General features: G+C 51.3%; 17 protein-coding genes, 1 rRNA gene and 1 pseudogene. 11 read left to right on the plus strand and 8 right to left on the minus strand.

The features are described from left to right. Positions 1-9 precede the first annotated feature (9 nt). A 5S ribosomal RNA gene (rrf, locus tag BZK42_RS26670) occupies positions 10-125 on the plus strand. A 121-nt stretch (positions 126-246) separates the two neighbouring features. On the opposite strand, the gene mobB is transcribed toward rrf, so the two are convergent. Then, positions 247-765 carry a molybdopterin-guanine dinucleotide biosynthesis protein MobB gene (gene mobB / locus BZK42_RS26675; RefSeq protein WP_095715465.1) on the minus strand — a complete coding sequence of 173 codons (519 nt, stop codon included), beginning with the start codon at positions 763-765 and terminating at the stop codon, positions 247-249. Then, a complete protein-coding gene (gene mobA, locus BZK42_RS26680; RefSeq protein ID WP_016157861.1) occupies positions 747-1331 on the minus strand; it encodes a molybdenum cofactor guanylyltransferase MobA in 585 nt (194 codons plus the stop codon). Before mobA ends, mobB begins: the two co-directional genes overlap by 19 nt. Before the next feature lie 69 nt (positions 1332-1400). Between mobA and BZK42_RS26685 the strand changes: the two genes are divergently transcribed. The 3 genes from BZK42_RS26685 (at position 1401) to dsbA (ending at position 3373) form a co-directional block, all read left to right on the plus strand. Then, positions 1401-1670 (plus strand): YihD family protein, encoded by a 270-nt coding sequence (locus BZK42_RS26685; RefSeq protein ID WP_003028616.1) that lies wholly within the window; start codon positions 1401-1403, stop codon positions 1668-1670. A 76-nt stretch (positions 1671-1746) separates the two neighbouring features. Beyond that, a complete protein-coding gene (locus BZK42_RS26690) occupies positions 1747-2733 on the plus strand; it encodes a serine/threonine protein kinase (protein WP_016155155.1) in 987 nt (328 codons plus the stop codon). A 16-nt stretch (positions 2734-2749) separates the two neighbouring features. Continuing rightward, positions 2750-3373 (plus strand): thiol:disulfide interchange protein DsbA, encoded by a 624-nt coding sequence (gene dsbA, locus BZK42_RS26695; RefSeq protein ID WP_016155156.1) that lies wholly within the window; start codon positions 2750-2752, stop codon positions 3371-3373. A gap of 13 nt (positions 3374-3386) precedes the next feature. Here dsbA and BZK42_RS26700 read toward each other — a convergent pair whose 3' ends face one another. Then, entirely contained in the window at positions 3387-4256 is an 870-nt protein-coding gene (locus BZK42_RS26700) for a 1-acylglycerol-3-phosphate O-acyltransferase, YihG family (protein WP_227021179.1), read from the minus strand. On the opposite strand from BZK42_RS26700, the gene BZK42_RS29425 reads away from it, so the two are divergent. The 3 genes from BZK42_RS29425 to spfP all read left to right on the plus strand — a co-directional run bounded on the left by BZK42_RS29425 (position 4141) and on the right by spfP (position 7692). Beyond that, positions 4141-4476 (plus strand): hypothetical protein, encoded by a 336-nt coding sequence (locus BZK42_RS29425; RefSeq protein ID WP_240489674.1) that lies wholly within the window; start codon positions 4141-4143, stop codon positions 4474-4476. The two genes, BZK42_RS26700 and BZK42_RS29425, sit on opposite strands and share 116 nt — an antisense overlap. A gap of 215 nt (positions 4477-4691) precedes the next feature. Further along, entirely contained in the window at positions 4692-7478 is a 2787-nt protein-coding gene (polA, locus tag BZK42_RS26705) for a DNA polymerase I (protein WP_053388930.1), read from the plus strand. Positions 7479-7644: 166 nt separating this feature from the next. Then, positions 7645-7692, plus strand: a complete 48-nt coding sequence (spfP, locus tag BZK42_RS29855; RefSeq protein WP_071892919.1) for a small protein SpfP — start codon at positions 7645-7647, stop codon at positions 7690-7692. Between the two features lie 119 nt (positions 7693-7811). Here spfP and yihA read toward each other — a convergent pair whose 3' ends face one another. Then, on the minus strand, positions 7812-8444 hold the full coding sequence (yihA, locus tag BZK42_RS26710; RefSeq protein WP_005121851.1) for a ribosome biogenesis GTP-binding protein YihA/YsxC: 633 nt from the start codon (positions 8442-8444) through the stop codon (positions 7812-7814). A gap of 209 nt (positions 8445-8653) precedes the next feature. Between yihA and BZK42_RS26715 the strand changes: the two are divergent. From BZK42_RS26715 to hemN, 3 genes and pseudogenes are all read left to right on the plus strand, one after another. After that, a pseudogene (locus BZK42_RS26715) lies at positions 8654-8902 on the plus strand (hypothetical protein). Between the two features lie 105 nt (positions 8903-9007). Beyond that, a complete protein-coding gene (yihI, locus tag BZK42_RS26720) occupies positions 9008-9517 on the plus strand; it encodes a Der GTPase-activating protein YihI (RefSeq protein WP_019077947.1) in 510 nt (169 codons plus the stop codon). Positions 9518-9705: 188 nt separating this feature from the next. After that, a complete protein-coding gene (gene hemN, locus BZK42_RS26725) occupies positions 9706-11079 on the plus strand; it encodes an oxygen-independent coproporphyrinogen III oxidase (RefSeq protein WP_080861134.1) in 1374 nt (457 codons plus the stop codon). 87 nt (positions 11080-11166) lie between these two features. Here hemN and BZK42_RS28605 read toward each other — a convergent pair whose 3' ends face one another. From BZK42_RS28605 to glnA, 4 genes are all read right to left on the minus strand, one after another. Beyond that, positions 11167-11277 carry a YshB family small membrane protein gene (locus tag BZK42_RS28605; protein WP_003028631.1) on the minus strand — a complete coding sequence of 37 codons (111 nt, stop codon included), beginning with the start codon at positions 11275-11277 and terminating at the stop codon, positions 11167-11169. A gap of 112 nt (positions 11278-11389) precedes the next feature. Continuing rightward, positions 11390-12799, minus strand: coding sequence for a nitrogen regulation protein NR(I) (gene glnG, locus BZK42_RS26730; RefSeq protein ID WP_080861137.1), 1410 nt, complete (start codon positions 12797-12799; stop codon positions 11390-11392). An 11-nt stretch (positions 12800-12810) separates the two neighbouring features. Next, positions 12811-13860, minus strand: coding sequence for a nitrogen regulation protein NR(II) (gene glnL, locus BZK42_RS26735; RefSeq protein ID WP_016155163.1), 1050 nt, complete (start codon positions 13858-13860; stop codon positions 12811-12813). Between the two features lie 203 nt (positions 13861-14063). Further along, the gene (glnA, locus tag BZK42_RS26740) at positions 14064-15473 is read right to left on the minus strand and encodes a glutamate--ammonia ligase (protein WP_003028638.1); all 1410 of its coding nucleotides are present in this window, start codon (positions 15471-15473) and stop codon (positions 14064-14066) included. Positions 15474-15853: 380 nt separating this feature from the next. Here glnA and typA point away from each other — a divergent pair, with 380 nt between their 5' ends. Beyond that, on the plus strand, positions 15854-17677 hold the full coding sequence (typA, locus tag BZK42_RS26755; RefSeq protein ID WP_008786988.1) for a ribosome-dependent GTPase TypA: 1824 nt from the start codon (positions 15854-15856) through the stop codon (positions 17675-17677). Positions 17678-17846: the final 169 nt, after the last annotated feature.

Below are 17846 nucleotides of genomic sequence, written 5' to 3' on the forward strand. Positions count from 1 at the left end.
CAGAATTTGCCTGGCGGCTGTAGCGCGGTGGTCCCACCTGACCCCATGCCGAACTCAGAAGTGAAACGCCGTAGCGCCGATGGTAGTGTGGGGTCTCCCCATGCGAGAGTAGGGAACTGCCAGGCATTAAATAAGTGAAGAAGCCCATCCTGCCGGATGGGCTTTTTTGCGTCTGCAGGGAGTGAGAACTGCCGGAGGTGACCTCCCGCCTTATCCGGCCTACAAAGGCGTATCACGACACAGCAGCTATCTTCTTATCCATTGCGTAACAAAATCGGCAACTTGCTGTATATCGTTGATATCTAACAATGGAACATCCACCGCAAGCGGAATATCACTGGCAACCGCGATAACATAGTTGTCTAACGCCAGGTCCTCTGGACTGTGCCCGCAACCGTCGCGAAAAAGAACGATCTTAGCAACAGGTTCATGCTTAAAGCCCTCAACCAACACCATATCCAGTGTAGAAGCATCCATCCTGCTTACCAAGTACGCTAAATCCAGTTCAGGCTCTTCCGGGGTTTCTACCATTAATGCCCAGCGCTGCTGGCTGGCGACCAGGGTTTGTGCTGCACCGGCTTTGCGTAGCTCATAGCTATCTTTGCCGGGCTTATCAACATCCATCTTGTGATGAGTATGCTTAATCAATCCGGGACGAATGCCTCTGGCACGTAGCACCGGGATCAATTTTTTAAGCAGCGTAGTTTTTCCCGTTCCGCTCCATGCTGCTATAGCGAGTAATGGGATCATGATTTGTCCTGCCATTTTGCAAGTTCTTCAGGGGTGTTCACGTTCACGAACGCATCTTTATGATCGCTGAAATCGACAGCATGACCGCCAGCCTGGCGCATAAAGACCATGACGCGTCTTTCACCGGACTGAAGATAATCCTGTAGCAAGGGTTGCATGGTGCGGTGCATTAGCGCAATGGTCGGATGATCTCTTTCGCCATCATGCACCCAGACAACCGGTGCAGCTTTGCGCTGCTCCTTCAAACGTTTGACCAGATCGTGAGGAATATAGGGCATATCGCACGGGCAGAACAGAAACCACTCCCCCGCTTGCTGCAGGAATACCGATAGCATCCCGGCCAGTGGGCCAGGGAAATCGGCCAATGAATCAGGGATAACTTTCAGGCCGCTTTGTTGGTAAATATCCCGGTGGCGATTGGCATTAACCACCACGGTTTCGACCTGTAAAGCGAGGGTATCGGCTACGTGCCGCCAAAGAGGTTTACCGTCCAGCTCAAGCAGACCTTTATCGGTTCCGCCCATCCGTCTGGCCTTACCGCCTGCCAGCACAACCCCTGTTATTGCACTATCCAGAATCACTGATATCGCCTCTTTTAATGTGGGATTGACCCTGCTAACGTATCTGTATTGAGCCTAAGGAGCACAACCATGAAATGTAAACGTCTGAATGAAGTTATTGAACTCCTCCAGCCGGCCTGGCAGAAGGAACCCGATCTTAACCTGATGCAATTTTTACAGAAACTGGCGCAAGAGTCAGGTTTTGACGGCGAACTGGCGGATTTAACTGATGACATTCTGATCTATCACCTGAAAATGCGTGACTCGGCGAAAGACGCCGTCATCCCAGGTATTCAGAAAGATTATGAGGAAGATTTTAAAACCGCACTACTCCGCGCACGTGGCGTAATTAAAGAGTAAAAGCTTGTAATCGCCACCACCGAAAGCGCTGCGAAATGATATCCTGAATCATTCGTAGTATTTTCCGGATGATGGGATGAACGACAACGCTTTTAATTTCCAGACGCTACACCCGGATACCATCATGGATGCACTGTTTGAGCAGGGGATCCGGGTGGACTCCGGGCTTACCCCGCTTAACAGCTATGAAAACCGTGTCTATCAATTCCAGGACGAAGACCGTCGACGCTTTGTCGTTAAGTTTTATCGCCCTGAACGTTGGTCTGTCGAGCAGATCCAGGAAGAGCACCAGTTTGCTCTGGAACTGGTAAGCGATGAAGTCCCGGTAGCTGCACCGCTGGTACTAAGCGGCCAAACGCTGTTAAGCCATCAGGGTTTCCATTATGCGATCTTCCCCAGCGTCGGCGGGCGGCAGTTTGAGGCCGACAATATCGATCAGATGGAGGCGGTGGGGCGCTATCTGGGGCGTATGCATCAGACCGGATGCAAGCGTACTTTTGCCTTTCGCCCGACGATTGGCCTTGAAGAATACCTGACTGAGCCGCGTAAGCTTTTTGAACACGCACAGTTGATCCCATCAGGGCAAAAAGCGGCTTTCCTGAAGGCAACGGATGCGCTTATCGCGGTCGTTACCGAACGCTGGCATGCACGTTTTACCACGTTACGTCTGCACGGTGATTGTCATGCCGGTAATATTCTGTGGCGCGATGGTCCGATGTTTGTCGATTTAGATGATGCCCGCAATGGCCCGGCTGTTCAGGATTTATGGATGCTCCTCAATGGCGATAAAGCTGAACAACGCATGCAGCTTGAAACCATTATCGAGGCTTATGAAGAGTTTAGTGAGTTCGACACCTCTGAAATCGGACTGATAGAACCTTTACGCGCTATGCGTTTAGTTTATTATCTTGCCTGGCTAATTCGACGTTGGGCTGACCCTGCGTTTCCAAAAAACTTCCCGTGGTTAACCGGGGAAGATTACTGGCATCGTCAGACCGCGACCTTTATTGAGCAGGCAAAAATTCTGCAAGAGCCCCCCTTACAATTAACGCCAATGTATTAATCGGAGAAATTTGAACATGAAAAAATTATGGCTGGCGCTGGCTGGTATGGTTTTAGCTTTTAGCGCATCTGCAGCGCAGTTCCAGGATGGCAAACAATACATCACTCTGGAAAAGCCTGTTGCGGGTGAACCGCAAGTGTTGGAGTTCTTCTCCTTCTACTGCCCGCACTGCTATCAGTTTGAAGAAGTTCTTCACGTCTCTGATAACGTGAAGAAAAAACTGCCTGAAGGCACCAAGATGACCAAGTACCACGTCGAGTTTCTGGGGCCTTTGGGCAAAGATCTGACGCAAGCTTGGGCCGTTGCTATGGCGCTGGGCGTTGAAGATCAAGTAACCGTTCCGTTGTTTGAAGGTGTTCAGAAAACCCAGACCGTTCAGTCTGTAGCTGATATCCGTAAAGTGTTTGTCGACGCGGGTATTAAAGGTGAAGACTATGATGCGGCATGGAACAGCTTCGTGGTGAAATCACTCGTGGCGCAGCAGGAAAAAGCGGCGGCTGATTTACAGCTGCAGGGCGTTCCGGCAATGTTCGTGAATGGCAAATATCAGGTAAATCCGCAGGGCATGGATACCAGCAGCATGGATATCTTTGTACAACAGTATGCGGATACCGTGAAGTATCTGGTTGGTCAGAAGTAAAAGCAAAAGCCGGTCACTTGTGCTGACCGGCTTTTTCATATGAGGCTTTAATCGCGTCGAGCTGCGCGTCTTTCTCACTCCACAGCGTATTAAGCCATAGCTGAAACCGACGCTTGAATCCCTTATCGTTCACGTAATCACCGTGCAACTCTTCATGAATTGGCTCCAGATTTACCCGCACGACAATACGCGTTAGCTTACCGCTCAGCATATCGTAGAACGGTCGGCTGCTGTTTTCCGGATAGCACAACGTGACGTTCAACATTTTATCGAACTGCGACCCCAGTACGTTCAATGCCATCGCAATACCGGCCGCCTTTGGAGGGAGCAAGTTTTGATAAGGAGAGCGGGTTTGCTCACATTTCTCTTTGGTAAAGCGTGAACCTTCGACAAAATTCACAATAGTTGTCGGGTGTACGCGAAACTTCTCGCAGGAACGACGCGTTGTTTCGACATCTTTACCGCGCCGTTCTGGATGACGGAGCAGGTAGCCTCGCGAATAGCGTTTCATAAACGGCATATCCAGCGCCCAGCAGGCCAAGCCAATAAAGGGCACCCAGGCCAGTTGTTGCTTGAGGAAATATTTATTCATTGGGATGTGCTTACGGAACAGAACGCAAAGCACAACGATGTCAGCCCAGCTGTAATGGTTACAAATGAGCAGATACCAGTTTTTCTTGCTAAGACCTTCCAGTCCCTCGACATCCCACTTCAGTCGCGGATTGAGGTGTAGCAGTAGCGCCAGACCTTCACACCAGCAGTACATCATGAAATTACAGAAGACAGAAACCTTGCGCCAGACAACGGGAACGGGCAAAAGGAGTTTTACAACTCCGGCAAGGATGATCGGCACAGAACAAAAAATCGTGACCAATATGGTCAATACGATACTCAGCAACAGCGTTATCGCAGCGAGTATTCTCGTCATAATTAAATTATTCAAAAGGTTAGCCATAGATAGTGCGCTAAAGAGGCGCAAGGGGCTGATTTTATCAGAAAACGAACCAAATGATGGATCTTCCCTGAATAGAAAAAAAGGGAATATCTATCCACATCAGGATATAAGCTGTATAAATGGAATAAAATACTACGCATTTATTTAAGCTTATGAAATATATGTATAAAATAAATGATGTGTTAATTTTATTGCTATATTTAAAGAGCTGAAAATTATTTATTCACAAAGTTATCCACAGTCTTCTTTGCGATCAAAGCAGAAGATCTACAAAAGTTTTTCGACAAATGCGGCGAAAAACTCATGTTTTCATCCTGTCTGTGGCATCCTTTACCCATAATCTGATAAACAGGCACGGACATTATGGTTCAGATCCCAGAAAACCCACTTATCCTTGTAGATGGCTCCTCTTACCTGTATCGCGCATACCATGCGTTCCCGCCGCTGACTAACAGTGCAGGAGAACCTACTGGCGCGATGTATGGTGTCCTCAACATGCTGCGTAGCTTGATTCTGCAATATCAGCCGACCCATGCTGCGGTGGTATTCGACGCTAAGGGTAAAACCTTCCGTGATGAGTTATTCGAACACTACAAGTCACACCGCCCACCCATGCCGGACGATCTGCGTGCGCAGATTGAGCCTCTGCATGCGATGGTAAAAGCGATGGGGTTGCCACTGCTGGCCGTTTCGGGCGTGGAAGCAGACGATGTCATTGGTACGCTGGCGCGGGAAGCAGAGAAGGTGGGTCGTCCGGTGTTGATTAGTACCGGTGATAAAGATATGGCTCAGTTGGTGACGCCGAATATCACCCTGATCAACACCATGACCAATACGATCCTCGGCCCGGATGAAGTGGTGAATAAATATGGTGTTCCACCAGAACTGATCATCGATTTCCTGGCGCTGATGGGGGATTCCTCAGATAACATCCCTGGCGTTCCAGGCGTAGGTGAAAAAACCGCGCAGGCTCTGCTGCAGGGGCTGGGGGGGCTGGATACCCTCTATGCTGAATCAGACAAAATCGCGGGGCTGACTTTCCGTGGTGCGAAAACTATGGCGAGCAAACTTGAGCAGAATAAAGAGGTAGCGTACCTCTCTTATCAATTAGCTACCATCAAAACGGATGTTGAACTGGAGTTGACCTGCGAGCAGTTGGAAGTACGTCAGCCGGCAGCGGATGAACTACTTGACCTATTTAAACAGTATGAATTCAAGCGTTGGGTTACTGACGTTGAAGCGGGTAAATGGCTACAGGCGAAAGGAACGAAGCCGGCGGCAAAACCACAGGAAACTATCGCCGTCGATGAAACGCCTGAGGGGCCGGCCACGGTTCTCTCGTATGATAACTATGTGACAATTCTGGATGAAGCGACGCTGGAAGAGTGGATTGCGAAGCTGAAAAAAGCGCCTGTCTTTGCCTTCGATACTGAAACTGACAGCCTGGACAACATCTCCGCGAATCTGGTTGGCCTGTCTTTTGCCATTGAACCGGGTGTGGCTGCATATGTTCCTGTTGCCCACGATTACCTGGACGCCCCCGATCAGATCGCTCGCGACCGCGCGCTGGCATTGCTGAAGCCGCTGCTGGAAGATGAGAACGCGCATAAAGTCGGGCAAAACCTGAAGTATGATCGCGGTATCCTGGCGAACTATGGCATCGAACTGCGTGGTATCACCTTTGACACCATGCTCGAATCCTACATTCTTAACAGCGTCGCTGGCCGACACGATATGGACAGCCTGTCGGACCGCTGGCTGAAACATAAAACCATCACCTTTGAAGAGATCGCCGGAAAGGGCAAAAACCAGCTGACCTTTAACCAGATAGCGCTGGAAGAAGCCGGACGTTATGCTGCGGAAGACGCTGACGTTACGCTACAGCTCCATCTCAAAATGTGGCCAGAATTGCAGCAGCATAAAGGACCGCTGAACGTCTTTGAAAATATCGATATGCCGCTGGTTCCTGTTTTGTCTCGCGTTGAGCGCAACGGTGTGAAAATCGATCCGGCTGTTCTGCACAAACATTCAGAAGAGCTGACGCTGCGTTTGAACGAGCTGGAGCAAAAAGCGCACGAGATCGCCGGAGAAGCGTTTAACCTCTCTTCCACCAAGCAACTGCAAACTATCCTGTTTGAAAAGCAGGGTATTAAGCCGCTGAAGAAAACCCCTGGCGGCGCGCCATCAACGTCGGAAGAGGTACTGGAAGAGCTCGCGCTCGATTACCCATTGCCGAAAGTGATCCTGGAATATCGCGGCTTAGCAAAACTGAAGTCGACCTATACGGATAAGCTTCCGTTGATGATTAACAAGAAAACCGGGCGCGTTCACACCTCCTATCACCAGGCGGTGACTGCTACCGGGCGCTTATCATCCACGGATCCAAACCTGCAGAACATCCCGGTACGTAATGACGAAGGTCGTCGTATTCGTCAGGCGTTTATTGCGCCAGAAGACTACGTGATTGTCTCCGCCGACTACTCACAGATTGAACTGCGTATCATGGCGCATCTCTCGCGTGATAAAGGTCTGCTTACCGCGTTTGCCGAAGGGAAAGATATTCACCGCGCAACGGCGGCGGAAGTCTTCGGCTTACCGCTGGATTCCGTGACTGGTGAACAACGCCGCAGCGCGAAAGCCATCAACTTCGGTCTGATCTACGGGATGAGTGCCTTTGGTTTGGCGCGCCAGTTGAATATTCCGCGTAAAGAAGCACAGAAGTACATGGACCTCTACTTCGAACGCTACCCTGGCGTGCTGGAATATATGGAACGCACCCGTGCACAGGCAAAAGAGCAAGGTTATGTCGAAACGCTGGAAGGGCGTCGTCTCTATTTACCGGATATTAAATCCAGTAATGGCGCTCGTCGCGCTGGTGCAGAGCGCGCGGCAATTAACGCCCCGATGCAGGGTACTGCCGCAGACATTATCAAACGAGCCATGATTGCGGTGGACGGATGGCTGCAAACCGAGCAACCACGTGTGCGCATGATCATGCAGGTACACGATGAACTGGTGTTTGAAGTGCATAAAGATGACCTCGAAAGCGTCTCTAAAAAGATCCATCAACTGATGGAAAACGAGACCCAGATTGATGTGCCGTTGCTGGTGGAAGTCGGTAGTGGCGAAAACTGGGATCAGGCGCACTAAGGGTTTACTGAATAACGCCCCTTTTTCGTAACTAAGCAACATAAGATAGAACTTTTTGTGATGTCCATTAGAATTCCCTATGTAAGGAATGAAAAAAAATTACAAAAAGTGCTTTCTGAGCTGCTTAAAAAAGAGTAAAGTTATTCACGTAGGGTACAGAGGTAAGATGTTCTATCTTTCAGACCTTTTACTTCACGTAATCGGATTTGGCTGAATATTTTAGCCGCCCCAGTCAGTAATGACTGGGGCGTTTTTTATTGTGCGAAAGAAAAGTTTCGTACAGGCTGTAGGCCGGATAAGACGCGCAGCGGCGCTATCCGGCATATCGGTGGGTTATTCCCCGTCCTGCATCTCTTCAATCGGCGCCAGTTCACTAAACCAGCTATCCAGCTTCTGCCGAAGTTTGTCCACGCCCAGTTTTTTCAGTGATGAAAATGCTTCTACCTGTACATCACCGTTAAATGCCAGTACGGCTTCACGTACCATATTCAACTGGGCTTTGCGCGCACCGCTGGCCAGCTTGTCTGCTTTAGTCAGCAGTACCAGAACCTGAACGTTGCTCTCAACCGCCCAAAGGATCATCTGCTGGTCGAGGTCTTTTAGCGGGTGACGAATATCCATCAATACCACCAGACCTTGCAGGCTCTGACGTTTTTCCAGATATTCAGCCAGCGCGCGCTGCCATTTGCGCTTCATCTCTTCCGGAACTTCGGCATAACCGTATCCTGGCAAATCGACCAGGCGTTTGCCGTCAACGACTTCAAACAAGTTGATGAGCTGAGTACGACCCGGCGTTTTAGATGTACGCGCCAGACTCTTTTGATTCGTCAGGGTATTTAGCGCACTGGATTTGCCTGCGTTGGAACGGCCAGCAAAAGCCACTTCGATACCGGTATCGGAAGGTAAGTGGCGAATATCAGGCGCACTCATTACAAAGTGCGTCTGTTGATAATTCAAGTTAGTCAAAGCAGTCCTCTCCATCAATCAGGGCTTTGCAGCGATTATACCTGAACCCCAGCAAAAGGCTGGTTTTTCGACGCGTAGGCTATGTAAGTAAAAACCTCGCACTTTGTGAGACATTGCCGATAGTTTCTATACGAGATGACAGAGTAAAAAATGACGTAACTAAAATAAATCATATAGTTAAGATAGGGCACTATTCTTAAAGTCCGAAATTGTTACCCAGGTTACTTGTACGTTTAAACCAAAGCGGTAAAGTAGCGCCCATAGCGAGGAAGCTGACAGGATAGTCGACTCAGGATGAGGGTCAGGAGCGCCAGGAGGCGAAGACACAGGATTGTCAGGGAGACAAACGTCTGGAGACGTTAGTAAAAGGAAATGGAAACAACACGGAATGTTTCAGGCTAAGGGAAAAACAGGGTGTGTTGATAGCCAACAAGGATTGTAGAGCCCGTAAGGGTTGAGAGTCAGGAAAAAAGGCGACAGATTACTCTGTCGCCTTTTTTCTTTATTTCTGCTAGATTCCGGCGCAATTATATACTGAATAAAACAGCCAAAGACGAATCATGATGAAACCAACTTCTACACCACGCGGTAAAGGTCCTGCAAAAGCGCGTCGTAAAACACGCGAAGAAATTAATCAGGAAGCTCGCGACCGTAAGCGCCAGAAAAAACACCGTGGTCATGCGGCGGGTAGCCGTGCGTCCGGTAGCGAAGGCGCATCTGGTGGCGGAAACCAAAATAAGCAAAAAGATCCTCGTATTGGCAGCAAAAACCCCATTCCATTGGGCGTGACCGAAAAAGTCACCAAACAGCACAAACCGAAGAGTGAGAAACCTATGCTTTCACCACAGGCTGAGTTGGATTTACTGGAAACGGATGAGCGCCTGGATGCGCTGCTGGAGCGTCTTGAAGCAGGAGAAACCCTGAGTGCGGAAGATCAGACCTGGGTTGATGCCAAGCTGGACCGCATCGATGAGCTGATGCAAAAGCTGGGTCTTTCTTACGATGACGAGGAAGAAGAGGAAGAGGAAGAAAAGCAGGAAGACATGATGCGTCTGCTGAAAGGCGGCAACTAACGGTTTTACACCGTGGGTCTTCCCGTCCTGCTTATAACCCTTCCGGTTATATGTTATCTGGTGTGGTTATTCGTTAAACTACAGCGGTTGTCGCGGCGACAGAAGTGGCTGCGCAACCGGCTTATCACCCGCACTGGGGTTAAGCCGGTACGCCGTACCCGCCAGAGACGCCATCGGAAGGAGTGAGCATGTCAGAGCAGTTAATAGACTGGGACCTGGCCCTGATCCAGAAATATAACTATTCCGGGCCACGATATACCTCGTACCCGACCGCGCTGGAGTTTTCTGAAGACTACGGCACAGAAGCATTTCTAAAGGCCGTGGCGCGTTATCCTGAGCGTCCGCTCTCGCTGTACGTTCACATCCCGTTCTGCCACAAACTGTGCTACTTCTGTGGCTGCAACAAGATTGTGACTCGCCAGCAGCATAAAGCAGATCAATATCTCGATGCCCTGGAACAAGAAATTATCCATCGCGCACCGCTGTTCGCCGGACGCCATGTCAGCCAGCTGCACTGGGGCGGCGGCACGCCAACGTACCTGAATAAAGCGCAAATCAGCCGTTTGATGTCACTGCTGCGTGGCAATTTCAACTTTAACGACGACGCCGAAATCTCGATCGAAGTGGATCCGCGTGAAATCGAGCTGGATGTCCTTGATCATTTACGCGCTGAAGGTTTTAACCGTTTGAGCATGGGAGTGCAGGACTTCAACAAAGAAGTTCAGCGCCTGGTGAACCGTGAGCAGGATGAGGAGTTTATCTTTGCGCTGCTGAATCATGCGCGGGAGATTGGCTTTACCTCAACGAATATCGATCTGATTTATGGCCTGCCAAAACAGACGCCAGAGAGCTTCGCCTTTACCCTGAAACGCGTGGCTGAGCTGAATCCAGACCGTCTGAGCGTCTTTAACTACGCGCACCTGCCGACGCTGTTTGCTGCCCAGCGCAAGATTAAAGATGCCGACCTGCCCAGCGCGCAGCAGAAGCTGGATATCCTGCAGGAGACCATCTCTTCACTGACCGAAACTGGCTATCAGTTCATTGGCATGGATCACTTTGCCCGCCCGGATGACGAACTGGCCATTGCTCAACGCGAGGGCGTTTTGCATCGCAATTTCCAGGGTTATACCACCCAGGGGGACACCGATCTGCTGGGGATGGGCGTATCGGCCATCAGTATGATTGGCGACAACTACGCGCAGAATCAGAAAGAGTTGAAGCACTATTACCAGCAGGTAGACGAGCAGGGGAATGCGCTGTGGCGCGGAATTGCCCTGACCCGCGACGACTGCATTCGTCGGGATGTTATTAAGCTCCTGATCTGCAATTTCCGCCTCGACTATGCCGCCGTGGAACAGCAATGGGGTCTGAACTTCGCTGACTATTTTGCCGAAGACCTGAAACTGCTGGCGCCGCTGGCGAAAGATGGGCTGGTGGATGTGGATGAGAAGGGGATTCAGGTTACGTCGAAGGGGCGTCTGCTGATTCGTAATATTTGCATGTGCTTCGATGCATATCTGCGCCAGAAAGCGCGTTTGCAGCAGTTCTCGCGCGTTATTTAGCCGGGTTGCCCGGTGGCGCTTCGCTTACCGGGCCTACGAAATCTCAATACGTAGGTCGGGTAAGCGAAGCGCCACCCGACAAACCCGCTAGCTGAACAGCCCAACCAGCGCCGCACACAGCACGGCGGCAACCGCAGTTTGTGGCGTATGGCTTTCAACCGCACCGCTCGATAGCAGATTTATCATTGATTCCAGCATGATGACTTCCCCCCGTTTGCCGGGCACGATCATACTTAACTCATCGGAACAGTAAAGCGCAAAATAGCAGCAATTTGCGCTCAATTATCAATCTTTACACAGTGACCGATCGTCACTCCATTCCGAGTTCTTTTAACTTTCGCGTCAAGGTATTACGGCCCCAACCGAGCAGCCGTGCCGCTTCCTGTTTATGCCCCTGGGTATGACGTAGCGCGGTAGTCAGCAGCGTGCGCTCCATCTCCGGTTGAGCCTCTGAAAGCAGGTTTTGATGACCGGAACGTAATGCCCGATCCGCCCACTGTGCCAACAGGGTTGCCCAGCTGTCTGGCTGCATATGGGACGGTGCGTCAGGCACGGTGGTTTCAAACAGTTCGGTCGGTAAATCCTGAATGAGTACTTCCTGTCCGGCGGCCATTACGGTTAACCAGCGACAGGTATTCTCAAGCTGACGCACGTTTCCCGGCCATGACAGACGGGTGAGCGCCGCCTCGGTTTCAGTGTGTAATTGCTTGGCTTCTACTCCCAGTTCGCGGGCGGCCTCCTGCAGGAAATGACGCGCCAGGCGTGGGATATCTTCCCGACGTTCGCGCAGTGGCGGCAGATGTACCCGGATGACGTTCAGGCGATGGAATAAGTCCTCACGGAATTTGCCTTCCTGCACCCGCAGTTCCAGGTTCTGGTGCGTGGCGGCGATAATACGTACGTCCACCTTCACAGGCGCATAACCGCCAACGCGGTAAAACTGTCCATCGGCTAATACGCGCAATAAACGCGTCTGCACGTCCAGCGGCATATCGCCAATTTCATCGAGGAACAGCGTGCCGCCGTCTGCCTGTTCAAAGCGCCCCTGACGAATCGTATTCGCCCCGGTAAACGCCCCTTTTTCATGGCCAAACAGCTCAGACTCGATCAAATCTTTCGGAATAGCAGCCATGTTCAGCGCGATAAACGGTGCTTTGACGCGCGGGCTATGACGGTGCAACGCATGGGCGACCAGCTCTTTACCGGTCCCGGACTCTCCGTTAATCAATACGCTGATTGAAGAACGGGACAGGCGACCAATAATGCGAAAGACGTCTTGCATTGCCGGTGCTTCGCCGATGATGTCGGTTGTTGGGCCGTTGATTTGAATATTACGCGGCTGCTGCTGTTCCTGATAATGGCTGATGGCGCGTTCGACCAGCGCCACGGCTTCATCAATATCAAAAGGTTTGGGCAGATAATCAAACGCCCCTTGCTGGTAGGCGCTGACGGCAGCATCCAGATCGGAGTGTGCGGTCATTATGATGACCGGAAGCATCGGATGCCGCTGTTTGATCTGTTTTAACAGCGTCAGGCCGTCCATGCCCGGCATGCGGATATCCGACAGCAGTACGTCCGGCGTTTTGCTGGCCAGCGCGTCCAGTACCTCTTTACCACTCTTAAATGTAGTGCAGCTTAGTCCTGCCCCTGCGAGCGCACGTTCAAGCACCCAACGGATGGAACTATCGTCATCAACTACCCAGACTATTCCTCGTTGCATAAACGTCACCTTTATTTCCTGATAGGCAGGTAAACCGAGAACTCGGTATGACCCGGCCAACTGGTAAATTCAATTTTGCCGGAATGTTGATCAATCAAATTACGGGCGATGGATAATCCAAGGCCGGTACCGCCTTCGCGACCGCTGACCATTGGGTAGAACAGCGTGTCCTGCAAATGCGAGGGAATTCCCGGGCCGTTATCCTCAACATCAATCCGCGCCGCCAGACGATAACGCATACCGTGCAGCGTGAGCTGAAACGCGGTGCGGGTACGCAGAATAATCTCGCCGCCTTCCGGTCCCAGCGCCTGCAAAGCATTGCGCACGATGTTCAGCAAAACCTGCTCGATCTGGTCCGGGTCGTGCAGTAATTCAGGCAGACTTGGGTCGTAATCACGAATCAGCGTGACGTTTTCCGGCAGCTCCATCGAGACCAGCGCCACCACGCGCTCCGCCACTTTGTGGATACTTTCTGTGACGTGCATTCCCGGCTGTTGTGGTCCCAGCAGACGGTCGACCAGATTACGCAGGCGGTCGGCCTGCTCAATAATGACTTTGGTATATTCGGTCAGCGCCGGGTCCGGAAGCGCTTTACTGAGCAGTTGCGCCGCGCCGCGTAATCCACCCAGCGGGTTTTTAATTTCGTGCGCCAGGCCGCGCACCAGATCGCGGGCAGCAATCTGCTGGGCGTGCTGGAGCTGTTCCTGGCTCAGACGGCGCTGGTTATCCATTGGCGCCATCTCCAGCAGGATAAGGCCATCAGGCAGCCTCTGAGCGGTCACAGAGAGGATGTGTGAGTGGCTATCTATCACCAGCGTCACTTCGTTATCCGTAAAGCCCTGGCCTGCTTCCAGGCTCTCTCGCATCAGCCCGATGTTTAAGGAGAAATAACTCAACAGATCCGGAAGTGGGGTACCAAACAGTTTGCGGGAGCTTTGGGCGAGCAGCTGTTGTGCCGCCGGGTTGGCGTAATGTACCGCCAGCTCATCGTCGACGAGTAAGATGCTGTTGATTAAAGAATTGAGGATCTGCCCAGCATCGGGCAGCGTGCCGGTTGCCATTCAGCAGTCTCCTGAAAAGTGTTGCACCAATTTAGTGCATTATAGCTTTTTACATCAAAAAAGCGCGAGGAAGCAGGTTGTTAGTGGAGAAAAAAGCCCATCCTGGGATGGGCTAAAAGTTCCACGGCAACTTAAAGACTCTATATTTTTCTTGCTACAGCCGCGTGGGTCGCAACAAGAAATCTACGGAGTATTGGTACTAATTAAACGCTGTAGTACAGCTCAAACTCTACCGGGTGCGGAGTCATACGCACGCGGTCATCTTCTTCGCGACGCAGCGTAATGTACGCATCGATCGCTTCATTGGTGAACACGCCGCCTGCAGTCAGGAACTCACGGTCCAGATCCAGTTCTTTCAGTGCTTCTTCCAAAGAACCTGCAACCTGTGGGATCTCTTTCGCTTCTTCCGGCGGCAGGTCGTACAGGTTTTTGTCCATGGCTTCGCCCGGGTGGATCTTGTTCTTAATACCGTCAAGACCCGCCATCAGCAGTGCTGCGAAGCACAGGTACGGGTTAGCAGCCGGGTCCGGGAAACGCACTTCGATACGACGCGCTTTCGGAGAAGCCACTACCGGAATACGGATAGAAGCAGAACGGTTACGGGCAGAGTAAGCCAGCATTACCGGCGCTTCGTAGCCTGGGACCAGACGCTTGTAAGAGTTGGTGGTTGGGTTAGCCAGCGCGTTGATCGCTTTAGCGTGTTTGATTACGCCGCCAATGTAGAACAGCGCCTGCTCAGACAGACCCGCATATTTGTCGCCAGAGAACAGGTTTACGCCGTTCTTGGACAGGGACATGTGGCAGTGCATACCGGAACCGTTATCGCCAAACATGGGTTTTGGCATAAAGGTCGCGGTTTTACCGAAACGGTGAGCGACGTTGTGAACCACATATTTGTAGATCTGAATTTCGTCCGCTTTTTTGGTCATGGTGTTAAAGCGGGTCGCGATTTCGTTCTGACCTGCGGTCGCCACTTCGTGGTGATGCGCTTCAACAACCAGGCCCATTTCTTCCATGATCAGACACATGGTAGAACGGATGTCCTGAGAAGAATCTACCGGAGGAACCGGGAAGTAACCGCCTTTCACGCCAGGACGGTGACCTTTGTTACCACCTTCGTATTTGGTGGAGGAGTTCCATGCGCCTTCGATGTCATCGATAGCCACGTGGGAACCGGAAATGGACGCGCCGAAACGGATGTCGTCAAACAGGAAAAACTCTGGCTCAGGCCCGAACAGAACGGTGTCTGCGATGCCGGTAGAACGCAGATACTCTTCAGCGCGTTTAGCGATGGAGCGCGGGTCGCGGTCGTAGCCCTGCAGCGTACCTGGTTCCAGGATATCGCAACGGATGATCAGGGTGGACTCTTCATAGAACGGGTCGATAAGTGCAGTAGACGCATCTGGCATCAGAACCATGTCTGATTCGTTAATGCCTTTCCAGCCACCGATTGAGGAGCCGTCAAACATTTTGCCTTCTTCAAAGAATTCGGCATTTACCTGATGAGCAGGAATAGTGACGTGCTGTTCTTTACCTTTGGTATCAGTGAAGCGTAAATCAACAAACTTCACTTCGTGTTCGTTCAGCATCGTCAAAACGTGTTCAGCGGACATACTTACTCTCCCGGATTGGTCATGGTCGTCGTGGTAACGAAGTCTTCAATTCTGCAAAAAATTGGCCGTGTCGCCGTAAAAAATATAAAGCGAAATCTGTGCCAACTTTTAAATTGCCCCTAAAAGGCGTTATCATGCGCACTATCGTGCAAAGGGGCTGCACCATGAAGGTTGTATTGCACCATTATAGTGCTTTAATGTGAACATTAAGCACCATATTGGTGCAAAGCATGTCAGATTACCCCTTTTAACGCTCCGTGAATGTGATCACAAAGAAACTCTGCAATACTTGTTTGCGGAGGATGTTTGTGATCCTGTTTTGTACTGCGATTAATCCGTGTACAATAACGCGCTATTTCTAAAATGCCTGAGGCAAAGTTGTGATCGAAAATTTGCGTAACATCGCCATCATCGCGCACGTAGACCATGGTAAAACGACCCTGGTAGACAAGCTGCTCCAACAATCCGGTACGTTCGATGCACGTGCTGAAACCCAAGAGCGCGTGATGGACTCCAACGATTTGGAGAAAGAGCGTGGGATTACCATCCTCGCTAAAAACACCGCTATCAAATGGAATGACTACCGTATCAACATCGTTGATACCCCAGGGCACGCCGACTTCGGTGGTGAAGTTGAACGTGTAATGTCCATGGTCGACTCCGTGCTGCTGGTGGTGGATGCAATGGATGGTCCGATGCCGCAGACGCGCTTCGTGACCAAAAAAGCCTTTGCCCATGGCCTGAAGCCAATTGTTGTTATCAACAAAGTTGACCGCCCTGGCGCGCGTCCTGACTGGGTTGTTGATCAGGTATTTGACCTGTTCGTTAACCTCGACGCTACCGACGAGCAGCTGGACTTCCCGATCGTTTACGCTTCCGCGCTGAACGGTATCGCAGGTCTGGATCACGAAGATATGGCTGAAGACATGACTCCGCTGTATCAGACCATCGTTGATCGTGTTCCGGCTCCAAGCGTAGACCTTGATGGCCCGCTGCAGATGCAAATCTCTCAGCTGGACTACAACAACTACGTTGGCGTAATCGGCATCGGCCGTATCAAACGCGGTAAAGTTAAACCGAACCAGCAGATCACTATCATTGATAGCGAAGGCAAAACCCGTAACGGTAAAGTTGGTAAAGTTCTGACCCATCTGGGTCTGGAACGTATCGAGAGTGATATTGCCGAAGCGGGCGATATCATCGCGATCACCGGTCTGGGCGAACTGAACATCTCCGACACCATCTGCGACCCGCAGAACGTCGAAGCGCTGCCAGCTCTGTCCGTTGATGAACCGACCGTAACCATGTTCTTCTGCGTAAACACCTCCCCGTTCTGTGGTAAAGAAGGTAAGTATGTTACCTCTCGTCAGATCCTTGACCGCCTGAACAAAGAGCTGGTGCACAACGTTGCGCTGCGCGTCGAAGAAACCGAAGATGCGGATGCGTTCCGTGTATCCGGTCGTGGTGAGCTGCACCTGTCTGTTCTGATCGAGAACATGCGTCGTGAAGGTTTCGAAATGGCGGTTTCCCGTCCGAAAGTAATCTTCCGCGAAATCGACGGCCGTAAACAAGAGCCGTTCGAAAACGTAACGCTGGACGTAGAAGAGCAGCATCAGGGTTCTGTCATGCAGGCTCTGGGTGAGCGTAAAGGCGACCTGAAAAACATGAATCCAGATGGCAAAGGCCGCGTACGTCTTGACTACGTGATCCCAAGCCGTGGTCTGATCGGCTTCCGTTCAGAATTCATGACCATGACTTCCGGTACCGGTCTGCTGTACTCCACCTTCAGCCACTACGACGATGTTCGTGCGGGTGATGTGGGTCAGCGTCAGAACGGCGTACTGATTTCCAACGGCCAGGGTAAAGCAGTTGCGTTCGCACTGTTCAGCCTGCAGGACCGCGGTAAGCTGTTCCTGGGTCACGGTGCTGAAGTTTACGAAGGCCAGATCATCGGTATTCACAGCCGCTCTAACGACCTGACTGTAAACTGCCTGACCGGTAAGAAACTGACCAACATGCGTGCGTCCGGTACTGACGAAGCAACGGTTCTGGTTCCGCCGGTTAAGATGACTCTGGAGCAGGCTCTGGAATTCATCGATGACGACGAACTGGTAGAAGTTACCCCAACCTCTATCCGTATCCGTAAGCGTCACCTGACTGAAAACGATCGTCGCCGTGCAATGCGTGGCGCGAAAGAAGAGTAATTAACGCTCTTTCTCAGGTAAGCATAAAAAAGCCGCTGATTTTGGACTGCACCCCAAAAGTTGGACACCCAACTGAGTAAGGTGCAGTTTTTTATGGCAAAGCCAAAATATTCTCTCGAAACCAGATTAGCTGTCGTTAATCATTATCTTGCCGGACACGATGGCGCTC

It is taken from the genome of Citrobacter braakii (assembly GCF_002075345.1).
Taxonomy (GTDB): Bacteria; Pseudomonadota; Gammaproteobacteria; order Enterobacterales; family Enterobacteriaceae; genus Citrobacter; species Citrobacter braakii.